We start from the raw sequence: 11,429 nt of genomic DNA, 5'->3' as shown, positions 1-11,429 counted from the left end.
TGATCCCATGCCGAACTCAGAAGTGAAACCGCTTAGCGCCGATGGTAGTGTGGGGTCTCCCCATGTGAGAGTAGGTCATCGTCAGGCACTTATTACGAAACCCCGGCCTTATGGTCGGGGTTTTGCTTTTTAGGGGTCTCCCCCTGAAGAGTAGCGGAGCGCCGCCCGCCGGGTGGCCGGCCCGAACATCGTCAGGCACTTATCTCGTAGAAAGCCCCGAGCACACGGTGTTCGGGGCTTTTTGCTGTGCGTTAAATTTGTCTACACCTGGTGCTTTTATGTCAGAATGAAGGCTCCAAGGAGGAGTGCCGATGACACAAATGCAATGGGATCAGTTACTTTCCCCTCAGCGCTTGCATGACAAGCGCCCCGGCAGTAACCGCGAAATAGGGCGCACTCCTTTCCACAAGGACCATGACCGCATCGTCTTCTCAGGCTCCTTTCGTCGCCTGGGGCGCAAGACGCAGGTGCATCCCCTTACCGAAAATGACCATATCCATACGCGGTTGACCCACTCCCTGGAAGTCGGCTGTGTGGGCCGCTCGTTGGGCATGATCGTCGGTGAGTTGCTGCGTGATCGGCTGCCTGAGTGGATCACCCCAGCTGACTTGGGCGTCATCGTGCAAACGGCCTGTCTCGGCCACGACATCGGTAACCCCCCCTTTGGCCATGCCGGTGAATATGCCATTCGTGACTGGTTTCGCCGTGCCGAGGGGAGTGGCTTGCTGGAGGGGCTCTCCGAACAGGAGCGCCAGGATCTGCTGACCTATGAGGGTAATGCTCAGGGATTTCGTGTCATTACGCAGATCGAGTACAACCAGTTCAACGGCGGCATGCGGTTATCTGCAGCAACCCTGGGGACTCTGTTGAAATATCCCTGGACCGTTCGCTATGGTGGCCGCGCTGGCAAGTTTGGCTGTTATCAGTCCGAGCAGGCGTTGCTCAAGGAAGTCGCTGACGCCGTGGGTCTGATTCCTCAGGGCGAGCAGCGCTGGTGCCGTCATCCACTGGCGTGGCTGGTCGAAGCGGCGGATGACATCTGTTATGCGCTGCTGGATCTGGAAGATGGCCTCGAAATGGGGATTCTGCGTTACGAAGAAGTCGTCGAAATACTGCGTCAGATTGCTGGCGAATTTCCCCCTGAGTATGAAGAGATGCAGCGCAAGAGTGTCTCGCAGCGCCGCCGTATCGCGCTACTGCGGGGGGCAGCCATGGAGCGTGCGGTCAATGATGTGGGGGCCGTGTTTGTACAGCATGAGCAGGCGCTGCTGAGCGGTACCTTGAGCGATGACCTGCTGGAGCTTTGCCATCCGGATCTGGGCTGGGGTGTGCAGTCTGCCAAGCAGTTGGCTCGAGAACGCATTTTCCAGAACGAGCGCAAGGCCAAGCTGGAAATCGGTGCCTACACCACGCTGGGGATTCTGCTGGAGGCGTTCATTGGTGCTGCCCATGAGTTACACCATACCGGGCAAAGCTCTTTCAAGCATCAGCGCGTGCTGGCACTGATCGGTGAAAACACGCCGCTGCCCTCCTGGACGCTCTACGACAGCTACCGTCGTATGCTGGATTTCATTGGTGGCATGACCGACCACTACGCCGTGGACCTTGCCCAGGAGATGGGTGGGCGGCTGCGCGGGGATTAAACCGACGGGTGGCGCAAATGTTTTAGCTCCATCAGCCGTACCCGTTCCAGCAAGGTATGGATGACCTTGTCATGGATGACGTCGCTCATATGGCCCGGTTTAAGCTCGCTCAACTGGCGTGACAACCGCTCTCCGCTGACCACCAGAATGTCCGAAGCTGCCTCGCTGGTATCGATTTGCCAGCCAGGCAGCACCAGCACGCCTCGAACGGGAACAGGCACCCCACAGCGTCGCTCCAGCCACTGGGTGAGCCAATTGACCCCCTGACGCGTCTTGTGCAGTGGGCGACGCTCCTGCCAATGGGGAAAGCGCAGCCGTTCGCGTTCGACGGTCACGCTATTGAGCTCGCGGCCATCCGAACCTATCGCCAGCGCTCTGGCGCGGGTTTCGACGACAAAGACGCCATGGGGCGTCACGACCACGTGGTCGATGGTGAAGCTGTCGGTAGGTACGTCGTGAAACACATAGTAAGGGTGTGCCTCCGGGCGGATGAGTCGCTCCAGCTCCTGGCCAACGGCCAGCTCGCAGGCCAGCCCCAGCTTCAGGCGACGGATACGCTGATAATCGCGTACCAGCAGCAGTGAAAACGCCAGTACCAGCAGCGTGCTGAGCAGCCCGTACAGTGCCCACTCCACCCAGTCCTGCTGCTCCACGAACAGCATGCGGCCCATGCCGTAGACCAAGGGCGCCAGACTCACCAAAGGCCCTAGCGTACCGTTTAGAAACAGGCTCGAGAATGCTTGATCCAGCCGGTAACGCAGTGCCTGCCCAGGCTCGTGAAGCGGGGCATCGAAAGGAGACTGCACGCGCGCATCATGCAGACTGCGCAGCGCCAGCACGATACCGCCCATTGCCGCCATCGGAAACAGGAAAATGAGAGGTAGCAGGTATTCCAACCAAACCATTGCGATGCCTTGCCCTTGAGCCGTTTACCAGAAGTAGAGCGATTGGTGCTACATCAATACTTCAACCGCCTGCCAATTTTACCTGATACCCCATGGAGGTTAGCGCGTCACGCAGGGTTTCGCGATGATCTCCCTGGATTTCGATCACGCCCTCCTTGACGGCGCCACCGGTGCCACAGCGCTGCTTCAGGGTCTTGGCCAGTGCTTTCAGCTCCGCGTGGGCCAGCGGTATACCGCTGATGGTGGTCACACCCTTGCCTTTGCGGCCACTGGTCTCTCGTCGAATTCGCACGATGCCATCCAACGTAGCCAATCGTGCCTGTTCGCTGGCGTCTTCGCAGTGGCAGTCGTCAATCGCGGCACGGCACTGGGGGCATGTCTTGCCATGCTCGGTGGAATACACCAGACCACCCAGTTGGTCACGTAATGAAGCCATGTCTTGTCTCTGCTGAGGGTTATTTCGCTGTCGAGTGATGCGGCATTGCCGTGTGCCATCGCTCGCGGGTCAAACGCTCCACAACGGCAGGCAACTGATACATGTTACTGATCATGATAGCGCCTTCCGGGGTATTTTCGGCATCTGGAAAGCGGTTTAAATGAATCACCGTCATGCCCGCTTGAAGTGCTGCCCTGACGCCGACCAGCGCATCGTCGATGGCAATGCACTGTGCGGCAGCAAACCCCATGATGCTGGCCGCATGTAAGTGCAGGCACGGCTCGGGTTTCCAGCAGTTGGCGGTATAGCCGCTGAACAGGCGATTATCGAAGTAATGGGTCAGGCCCGTGGCCTTCAGCGCCGCGCGTATCTTCGTTTCCGGGCCGTTGGAAACCACCGCGCTGGGGTAGTGCGACAAGGCTTCCAGTGCTTCCAGTGCCCCGGGAATGGTGGTGAGTTCGTTGGTCAGTCGCGTGGCCAGGTTGGCGCGCATATCGTGCTCCATGCGCTCGAGTTGTTCGATGTCGACTTGACCATGGCGGTTCTGCAGCTCGGCGACGATCCTGCGAAAGCGGGCGCCGCGAAATTCGCCCATATAGTCGGAGGCAGCGAAGGGAAGCCCCACCGTATTGAGGCCGCGTGCCATTTCTTCGGCAAGCAGAGGTTCGCTATCGACGAGCGTGCCATCACAGTCAAACAACAAAAGTGGAAGCGGCATGTCAGTTCCTTGCAGTACCTGAAGCACTACGCATGTTGGGGTAAGCCGGCCATCTTGCTATTGAACGGGATTTTAGCTCCTTTGTGAACACTGTTTGATAATTTTTTACGTTTTCGTCGATGGCGGAGTCGCTGCACGTCGAGAAAGCCCCTGGCAGGTGCTTATCCCTCAGAGCGGCTATAGTAAACAGGTGCAACGTCATGCATCATGAAAAAGGAGATTGATATGCGAGTATCCCCTTGGCTATTACCTTGGGTTTTGAGTGCATCCTTGTGTGTAGCCGCGGCCAGCGCGTGGGCAGACACCGCGGCTGAGAATGGACAGCACGAAGCGTTGGATGATGCGGCGCTGGAAGAGACGTACGGTATCAAGGCGGGGGCCGTCCGGCGCGACGAACAGCCCGCCTCACAAGCGCAGGAAGATGCTGGCGACGATGATGAAGAGCATGCCGAAGGCGGCACTGGGGGCACCGGCAGCGCCGATGACACCATGTTGCAAGGTGAAGACGAACAGAGCAGTGAAGAGCAAAGCAGCGATCAGTAATGCGATGCCGCTTAACGCGACAAGCGTCGTGAGTTGGCACTGCTGCGCCGATGGTAAGGCTTCATGGCTTGTTGACTGGTTGTCCACCATGGCGCGTACTGACCGCGCATGGCGCTGAACAAGACTTTTTGCATGATGAGGCCAGCTTCCACGCTGGCCTCGATCTTTTCAGTCACCATGCGCTGGTTTTCACGCATCATGGCAGGACTGAAAAAGGGCTGTGTTTGCCATAGTTGCTGACGCATGGAAATCGTGGAGAGCGACGAGCTCCATAGCTCCATGCCCATGATGCCTGCTTTCCACAGGTCAAGGAACATCAGGGGCGGTGTCAGCATTGGCAGAGGGGTGTGCTTCATGGAGAAGGCTACCTGGTGAAGAAATGGGCGGTGTTGTTTAGTAATAGCTCATTATTGCTGCATTGCAATAAAAAAGGCGACCCGAAGGCCGCCTTGATGTCGTCGCGAGGCGCTGCTTATTTGATCTTGGGCGCCAGCTCACCACGCTCGTAGCGCTGGAACATGGCTTCCAGGCTGATCGGCTTGATCTTGCTCGCGTTGCCTGCGGTGCCAAAGGCTTCATAGCGGGCAATACACAGATCGCGCATGGCTGTGACGGTTTCTTTCAGGAACTTGCGCGGATCGAACTCTGATGGGTTCTCGGCCATGAAACGGCGAACGGCGCCGGTCGAGGCCAGACGCAGGTCGGTATCGATGTTGACCTTGCGCACTCCGTGCTTGATGCCCTCGATGATCTCTTCCACCGGTACACCGTAGGTTTCCGGGATCTGACCACCGTAGCGGTTGATCACTTCCAGCCACTCCTGGGGTACCGAGGAGGAGCCGTGCATGACCAGGTGGGTATCCGGAATACGAGCGTGGATCTCTTTGATACGCTGGATCGAGAGCGTATCACCCGTGGGCGGCTTGGTGAACTTGTAAGCGCCGTGGCTGGTGCCGATGGCAATGGCCAGGGCGTCCACATGGGTCGCCTTGACGAACTCGGCAGCCTCTTCCGGGTCGGTGAGCATCTGCTCCATATCCAGCTTGCCTTCGGCGCCAATGCCGTCTTCTTCACCGGCCATGCCGGTTTCCAGGCTGCCCAGACAGCCCAGCTCGCCTTCTACAGAGACGCCACAGGCATGGGCCATTTCAACGGCACGACGGGTCACGTCGACGTTGTAGTCGTAATCCATCGGCGTTTTACCGTCTTCGCCCAGGGAGCCATCCATCATCACGGAGGAGAAGCCGAGCTGAATGGAGCGCTGGCAGACGGCCGGGCTGGTACCGTGATCCTGGTGCATGACGACCGGAATATGCGGGAACTCTTCCACCGCCGCCAGAATCAGGTGGCGCAGGAAGGGGGCGCCAGCGTATTTGCGTGCGCCAGCAGATGCCTGCACGATCACCGGCGAGTCAGTCGCGTCAGCGGCTTCCATGATGGCCCGCATCTGTTCCAGGTTGTTCACGTTGAACGCGGGAATGCCGTAGCCGTATTCGGCGGCGTGGTCGAGCATCTGGCGCATGCTAATCAAAGCCATGGGGTCACCTTATTGGGTTGTATGTTCAGGGTTCTAAGTGTCAGCGCTGAGCAGCGGCTTCCAGCGCGGCAACGGCCGGCAGCTGCTTGCCTTCCACGTATTCGAGAAATGCTCCGCCACCGGTCGAGATATAGGAGACCTGGTCGGCAATCGCGTACTTGTCGATGGCCGCCAGGGTGTCTCCACCTCCAGCAATAGAGAACGCGGCACTGTCGGCAATGGCTCGGGAAATGACCTCGGTCCCCTTGCCGAACTGGTCGATTTCAAACACGCCTACGGGGCCGTTCCACAGAATCGTGCCAGCATCCTTGAGCAGGCTGGCCAGATGGGCCGCCGTATCGGGGCCGATGTCCAGAATCATTTCGTTGTCTGCCACCTGATCGACGGGCTTGACCACCGCCTCTGCTGCTTCGGAAAACTCGGTGGCCACCACCACGTCGGTAGGCAGCGGAATCTTCACCTTGGCCATCAGCGCCTTGGCCTGGTCGAGCAGGTCTGCTTCGTAGAGCGATTTGCCCACATTATAGCCTGCTGCCGCAATAAAGGTGTTGGCGATACCACCACCGACGATCAATTGATCGCATTTTTCGGACAGTGCGTTCAGCACGTCCAGCTTGGTGGAGACCTTCGAACCGCCGACGATAGCCGCCATGGGACGTGCGGGATTGGCCAGCGCTTTCTCCAGGGCATCGAGCTCCTGAGCAAGCAGAGGGCCAGCACATGCCTGGGGAGCAAAGCGCGCGACGCCATGGGTAGAGGCCTGGGCACGGTGAGCGGTTCCAAAGGCGTCCATGACGAAGATGTCGCACAGTGCGGCATACTGCCTGGCAAGCTGTTCGTCGTCTTTCTTCTCGCCACGATTGAAGCGCACGTTCTCCAGCAGTACCACGTCACCGTTCTGCAGCGTCGGGGCAGTGTCGAGGTAGTCGTTGACCAGTTTGACGGGGCTGCCGAGCAGTTCGCCCAGGCGCTCGGCGACGGGGGCCAGCGAGAACTCGTCAGCGGGTTCACCTTCCGTGGGGCGGCCCAGGTGGCTCATGAGCAGTACTTTGGCGCCCGCCTTGGCGGCAGCTTGTATGGTCGGCAGCGCAGCACGCAGGCGAGCATCGCTGGAAACACGGCCGTTCTTGATCGGCACATTCAGGTCTTCACGAATCAGTACGCGCTGCCCTTCCAGTGGCAGGTCGGTCATCTTTTGCACGTTCATGTGAGCGGTTTCCTCGTGTTCAAGCGAATGAAAGGTCGTGGCGGTCATGCCCGCTGGCGTAGCGTTGCCAGTCGCTGGCTGATATCCAGCATACGGTTGGCAAACCCCCACTCGTTGTCAAACCAGCACAGCAGCTTGAGCAGGCGCTTGCCTGCCACTCTGGTTTGCGTGGCGTCCAGAATGCCAGAGCGAGGGTCGTGATTGAAATCGATGGAGGCCATGGGGGCCTCGGTATAGCCCAGCACGCCCGCCAGCCGCTGTTGGCTGGCCTCGCGCAGCAGTGCATTGACCTGCTGGGCATCGGTGTCGCGGCGTACGGTAAGCGAGACATCCATGGCCGAGACGTTGATCGTGGGAACGCGCACGTGCAGACATTCGAAGCGGCCTGCCAGCGCTGGCATCAGACGGCTGATGCCCACCGCAAGCCCGGTATCGACCGGGACGATGGACTGCATCGCCGAGCGGGTAAGACGCAGGTCGGTCTGGTGGTAGGCGTCGATGACCGGCTGGTCGTTCATGGCCGAGTGAATCGTGGTGGTCACACCGTGCTCCAGCTCCAGTGCTTCATCCAGTATCGTCAGCAAGGGCACCAGGCAGTTCGTGGTGCAGGACGCCGCCGAGAGGATACGCTGTGCACCGCTGAGCTCATGCTCGTTGATCCCCCACACGATGGTGGCATCCACGTCGTTTTCTGCCGGTTGGGAAAACAGCAGCTGCCGTGCACCGGCCTTCAGGTGCCGCTCCGCCGTGGCGCGATCCTTGAAGCTTCCTGAGCACTCCAGTACCAGATCGATATCCAGGGCTTTCCAGGGAAGCGCATCGGGGTCACGCTCACATAGCACCTGAATGCGCTGGCCGTTGATCACCAGAGCGGCACCATCATTCTCGACCTCGCCAGGAAAGCGCCCGTGGGTGGTGTCGTAGCGGGTGAGATAGGTGATGGTGGCCAGGTCGGAAAGCTCGTTGATGGCGACCACTTCCAGATCGGGATGGCCGCGCTCCACCAGTGCACGCAGTACGCACTGGCCGATACGTCCATACCCATTGATTGCAATGCGGAACTTAGCGGTTGCGTTAGCCATGTCGCGAAGCGGCCCCAAAAAAAGTGGCTAGATGATAACGTACTTCAGCGCCCGTTGCTCAGCTGCCAGCTCCCACCAGTCCCCAGGCGAACGGCAGCAGCAACGCGGTGAATATGCCCGTCAAACTCATCCCGAGGGAGGCAAAGGCACCGGCAGTGGGGCTCATCTCAAAGGCCCTGACGGTGCCAATGGCATGACCGTTGAGCCCCAGGGCGAAGCCGAGCAGGCGCTCGTCGGTAATGTTCAGCCATCTGGCAGCGAGGCTTACCATCGGGATGGTGGCGACGCCAGTGACCAGCAGCGCGCCCATCAACAAGGCAACGCTGCCACCCAACTGTTCGGTGATCCCGATGGCAATCGGGGCAGTGACGGACTTGGCTGCAATGGAGGCGAGTACTTCTGGGCTGGCGCCGAGCAGCCAGGCAATCCCCAGGGAATAGCAGGCGGCCAGAGACGCCGCCACGGGCAGGCAAGCCGCCAAGGGGCGCCATAGCTCACGGATACGCGGTAGCTGTTGATAAAGAGGCATGCCGAGTGCCACGGTGGCAGGCCCCAGCAGTACGGTCAGCCAGGTCGCCCCCTGTTGGTAAATGGGGTAAGGCAAGCCCAGCACGGCAAGCGTGGCCGCCAGCAGCAAGGCGGCAATCAGTATGGCGGGTAGCCAGGCAGGGTTGCCTAGCCGCCGGAACAGCGCGGTGCCCAAGAGGTAAGCCGCGAGCGTCAGGCCCACGGCAAACAAGGGCGTTGCGGTCAATAAGGTGAGCGTGTCACTGGCCATGTTCACGTCCCATCAGACGCTTGAGCAACCACAGCGTAGTCAAGACGCTGAGCAGCGTGCCCAGGAGCAGTGCCGCCAGGATGGCCAGCCACTGTCCGGCCAATTGATCCAGAATGAAAAAGACCCCGACCACCCCGGGCATGATCAGCATGGCCAGTAGTGCAATCAGGGGCTGGGCGGCGGCGGCAAGGCTTGTGGGCACACGGCCGATAAGGGCCAGAGTGACGCACAGCAGCAACATGCCGACTACGCCAGAAGAAATGGGCAAGCCGGAGAAGTGAACCACGGCTTCTCCGACCAGCCAGTAGCCGATCAGCCAAAGCAGGCCGTTCAGCGCGGGCATCTATAGGCCCGCGCTGCCTGTGCAGGCGTGATCAGGCAGGCTGAGACAAGCTCAGCCGAGCAGCTCATTGGCCTGCTTGACGATATTCTCGACCGTAAAGCCAAAGTGCTTGAACAGCTCGTCTGCCGGGGCCGACTCACCGTAGGTAGTCATGCCAATGACGCGCCCTTCCAGACCGACGTACTTGTACCAGTAGTCGGCGTGGCTTGCTTCGATGGCAATGCGCTTGGTCACGGCTTTGGGCAGCACGCTCTCGCGGTAGTCGGCGTCCTGACCGTTGAAGCGGTAAGTAGACGGCATGGACACCACGCGCACGGCCTTGCCCTGCTGCTCGAGCGTGGCCGCGGCTTCCATGGCCAGCGCCACTTCGGAGCCGGTGGCAATCAGGATCAGCGCGGGCGTGCCGTCGCAATCCTTCAACACGTAACCGCCGCGCTGGATGGCGGCCAACTGGGCCTTGGTGCGCGGCTGGTGCGGCAGGTTCTGGCGCGACAGTACCAGTGCAGTGGGGCCGGAGTGACGCTTGATGGCCGCATCCCAGGACGCCGCCGTCTCCACCGCATCGCAGGGACGCCAGGTGTTCAGGTTGGGCGTGGTGCGCAGGCTGGTGAGCTGCTCGATGGGCTGGTGGGTCGGGCCATCTTCGCCCAGACCGATAGAGTCGTGGGTGAACACGTAAATGGCCTGCTGGCCCATCAACGCCGCCATGCGTACGGCGTTGCGCATGTACTCCATGAAGATCAGGAAGGTCGCGCCATAAGGAACGAAACCACCGTGCAGGGCGATACCGTTCATCACTGCGCCCATGCCGAATTCACGCACACCGTAGTGCAGGTAGTTGCCGCTGGCATCTTCGGGAGTGATCGCTTTGGCGCCCTTCCAGAACGTCAGGTTGGAGGGCGCGAGGTCAGCGCTGCCGCCGAGCAGTTCCGGCATTTGCGGGCCAATCACGTTCAGCGCTTCAAACGACGCTTTACGCGAGGCAATGCTTTCGCCCTTTTCCTGAGCCTGCTGCATCAATGCTTCGGTGGCCAGCTCCGTGGGCAGCTGCGCTTTCATGCGGCGTTTGAACTCACGAGCCTGCTCGGGGAATGCTTCGGTGTAGCGAGCGAAGCGGCCTTCCCACTCCTGCTGGCGAGCTTTACCCGCTTCGCGAGCATCCCAGGCGGAGTAAATGGGCTCGGGAATGTGGAAGGGAGCATGCTCCCAGCCTAGCTGCTTGCGCGCCAGCGCTACTTCATCGTCACCCAGCGGTGCGCCGTGGGCTTCTTCTTTGCCCTGCTTGTTGGGCGCTCCAAAGCCGATGATGGTTTTGCAGATGATCAGGCTCGGCTTGTCGTCCTGGCTTTTTGCCAGCTCGATGGCGGCTTTGACTTCTTCAGGTTTGTGGCCGTCGACGTTGGGCACCACGTGCCAGCCGTAGGACTCGAAGCGCTTGGCGGTATCGTCGGTGAACCAGCCTTCGACTTCGCCATCGATGGAGATGCCGTTGTCGTCGTACAGGGCAATCAGCTTGCCCAGCTGCTGGGTGCCGGCCAGGGACGCCGCTTCATGGGAAATGCCTTCCATCAAGCAGCCATCGCCCAGGAAACACCAGGTGTGGTGGTCAACGATGGTGTGGCCGGGGCGGTTGAACTGTGCGGCGAGGGTTTTCTCGGCAATGGCAAAGCCGACGGCGTTGGCGAAGCCCTGGCCCAAGGGGCCGGTGGTGGTTTCGATGCCGGGAGCGTAGCCGTACTCAGGGTGGCCTGCCGTGGGCGAGTGCAGCTGGCGGAAGTTTTGCAGCTGTTCCAGGCTGAGTTCGTAACCGCTCAGGTGCAGCAGCGAGTAGAGCAGCATGGAGCCATGGCCGTTCGACAGCACGAACCGGTCGCGATCGGCCCACTTGGGGTCTTCGGGGTTGTGCTTGAGGTAGTCATTCCACAGCACCTCGGCAATATCAGCCATGCCCATGGGGGCGCCGGGATGGCCAGACTTGGCCTTCTGAACGGCATCCATGGAAAGGGCGCGAATGGCATTGGCCAGCTCAAAACGGGACGGCATGGGGTGCTCCTCGCCTGAAAACGGAAAGAATAAAGGCGCTATTGTCGCTGACTTCCTCGGCGGCGGCAAATTCTCGGGGTGCGTTCTGGGAAGAACCCCCAACAGCGTGTAGACTCTGCCTCCCGAAGTAGTAGTGAAAAGGCTCTGCTTCTATATACGGGCAGGGAACCTCCTGCCATGATTTCCTGCTGATG

The 11,429-nt window shown here is 60.2% G+C and carries 12 protein-coding genes and 1 rRNA gene; 3 read left to right on the top strand and 10 right to left on the bottom strand.

The window, feature by feature from the left end; all coding sequences use genetic code 11:
- Together rrf and FEU76_RS18345 are read left to right on the top strand one after the other, a co-directional pair.
- Positions 1-87: ribosomal RNA gene (rrf, locus tag FEU76_RS18350) — 5S ribosomal RNA — on the top strand; the annotation flags it as partial.
- A 224-nt stretch (positions 88-311) separates the two neighbouring features.
- Positions 312-1,643, top strand: coding sequence for a deoxyguanosinetriphosphate triphosphohydrolase (locus FEU76_RS18345; RefSeq protein WP_096921713.1), 1,332 nt, complete (start codon positions 312-314; stop codon positions 1,641-1,643).
- On the opposite strand, the gene FEU76_RS18340 is transcribed toward FEU76_RS18345, so the two are convergent.
- From FEU76_RS18340 to FEU76_RS18330, 3 genes are all read right to left on the bottom strand, one after another.
- The gene (locus FEU76_RS18340) at positions 1,640-2,548 is read right to left on the bottom strand and encodes a nuclease-related domain-containing protein (protein WP_096921712.1); all 909 of its coding nucleotides are present in this window, start codon (positions 2,546-2,548) and stop codon (positions 1,640-1,642) included. The two genes, FEU76_RS18345 and FEU76_RS18340, sit on opposite strands and share 4 nt — an antisense overlap.
- A 61-nt stretch (positions 2,549-2,609) precedes the next feature.
- The gene (locus FEU76_RS18335) at positions 2,610-2,984 is read right to left on the bottom strand and encodes a translation initiation factor Sui1 (protein WP_039183560.1); all 375 of its coding nucleotides are present in this window, start codon (positions 2,982-2,984) and stop codon (positions 2,610-2,612) included.
- A gap of 19 nt (positions 2,985-3,003) precedes the next feature.
- Positions 3,004-3,702, bottom strand: coding sequence for an HAD family hydrolase (locus tag FEU76_RS18330; RefSeq protein ID WP_144984952.1), 699 nt, complete (start codon positions 3,700-3,702; stop codon positions 3,004-3,006).
- A gap of 225 nt (positions 3,703-3,927) precedes the next feature.
- Here FEU76_RS18330 and FEU76_RS18325 point away from each other — a divergent pair, with 225 nt between their 5' ends.
- Positions 3,928-4,245: a hypothetical protein gene (locus FEU76_RS18325; protein ID WP_144984949.1), complete on the top strand. Its 318-nt coding sequence runs from the start codon at positions 3,928-3,930 to the stop codon at positions 4,243-4,245.
- Positions 4,246-4,256: 11 nt separating this feature from the next.
- On the opposite strand, the gene FEU76_RS18320 is transcribed toward FEU76_RS18325, so the two are convergent.
- The 7 genes from FEU76_RS18320 to tkt form a co-directional block, all read right to left on the bottom strand.
- The gene (locus FEU76_RS18320) at positions 4,257-4,601 is read right to left on the bottom strand and encodes a hypothetical protein (protein ID WP_016915652.1); all 345 of its coding nucleotides are present in this window, start codon (positions 4,599-4,601) and stop codon (positions 4,257-4,259) included.
- A gap of 116 nt (positions 4,602-4,717) precedes the next feature.
- Entirely contained in the window at positions 4,718-5,782 is a 1,065-nt protein-coding gene (gene fba / locus FEU76_RS18315; protein WP_016915653.1) for a class II fructose-bisphosphate aldolase, read from the bottom strand.
- A 40-nt stretch (positions 5,783-5,822) separates the two neighbouring features.
- Positions 5,823-6,989: a phosphoglycerate kinase gene (locus FEU76_RS18310; protein WP_039183563.1), complete on the bottom strand. Its 1,167-nt coding sequence runs from the start codon at positions 6,987-6,989 to the stop codon at positions 5,823-5,825.
- Between the two features lie 44 nt (positions 6,990-7,033).
- Positions 7,034-8,071 (bottom strand): type I glyceraldehyde-3-phosphate dehydrogenase, encoded by a 1,038-nt coding sequence (locus FEU76_RS18305; RefSeq protein ID WP_144984946.1) that lies wholly within the window; start codon positions 8,069-8,071, stop codon positions 7,034-7,036.
- Between the two features lie 58 nt (positions 8,072-8,129).
- Complete coding sequence (locus FEU76_RS18300) at positions 8,130-8,849, bottom strand: LrgB family protein (protein WP_039183567.1); 720 nt, start codon at positions 8,847-8,849, stop codon at positions 8,130-8,132.
- Complete coding sequence (locus FEU76_RS18295) at positions 8,839-9,192, bottom strand: CidA/LrgA family protein (RefSeq protein ID WP_081137895.1); 354 nt, start codon at positions 9,190-9,192, stop codon at positions 8,839-8,841. The genes FEU76_RS18300 and FEU76_RS18295 overlap by 11 nt, the downstream gene beginning before the upstream one ends.
- 51 nt (positions 9,193-9,243) lie before the next feature.
- Entirely contained in the window at positions 9,244-11,235 is a 1,992-nt protein-coding gene (gene tkt / locus FEU76_RS18290) for a transketolase (RefSeq protein ID WP_039183571.1), read from the bottom strand.
- Between the last annotated feature and the right edge of the window lie 194 nt (positions 11,236-11,429).

The organism is Halomonas sp. C22 (assembly GCF_007655045.1).
Taxonomy (GTDB): Bacteria; Pseudomonadota; Gammaproteobacteria; order Pseudomonadales; family Halomonadaceae; genus Vreelandella; species Vreelandella hamiltonii.
The sequence above is the reverse complement of the archived record's forward strand: the minus strand, read 5'-3'. Positions and strand labels throughout refer to the sequence as shown.

Excerpts from the sequence above, each read along its gene's own strand:
- FEU76_RS18345 (WP_096921713.1), top strand. The coding sequence starts at position 312 with ATGACACAAATGCAATGGGATCAGTTACTTTCCCCTCAGCGCTTGCAT.
- FEU76_RS18340 (WP_096921712.1), bottom strand. The coding sequence starts at position 2,548 with ATGGTTTGGTTGGAATACCTGCTACCTCTCATTTTCCTGTTTCCGATG.
- FEU76_RS18335 (WP_039183560.1), bottom strand. The coding sequence starts at position 2,984 with ATGGCTTCATTACGTGACCAACTGGGTGGTCTGGTGTATTCCACCGAG.
- FEU76_RS18330 (WP_144984952.1), bottom strand. The coding sequence starts at position 3,702 with ATGCCGCTTCCACTTTTGTTGTTTGACTGTGATGGCACGCTCGTCGAT.
- FEU76_RS18325 (WP_144984949.1), top strand. The coding sequence starts at position 3,928 with ATGCGAGTATCCCCTTGGCTATTACCTTGGGTTTTGAGTGCATCCTTG.
- FEU76_RS18320 (WP_016915652.1), bottom strand. The coding sequence starts at position 4,601 with ATGAAGCACACCCCTCTGCCAATGCTGACACCGCCCCTGATGTTCCTT.
- fba (WP_016915653.1), bottom strand. The coding sequence starts at position 5,782 with ATGGCTTTGATTAGCATGCGCCAGATGCTCGACCACGCCGCCGAATAC.
- FEU76_RS18310 (WP_039183563.1), bottom strand. The coding sequence starts at position 6,989 with ATGAACGTGCAAAAGATGACCGACCTGCCACTGGAAGGGCAGCGCGTA.
- FEU76_RS18305 (WP_144984946.1), bottom strand. The coding sequence starts at position 8,071 with ATGGCTAACGCAACCGCTAAGTTCCGCATTGCAATCAATGGGTATGGA.
- FEU76_RS18300 (WP_039183567.1), bottom strand. The coding sequence starts at position 8,849 with ATGGCCAGTGACACGCTCACCTTATTGACCGCAACGCCCTTGTTTGCC.
- FEU76_RS18295 (WP_081137895.1), bottom strand. The coding sequence starts at position 9,192 with ATGCCCGCGCTGAACGGCCTGCTTTGGCTGATCGGCTACTGGCTGGTC.
- tkt (WP_039183571.1), bottom strand. The coding sequence starts at position 11,235 with ATGCCGTCCCGTTTTGAGCTGGCCAATGCCATTCGCGCCCTTTCCATG.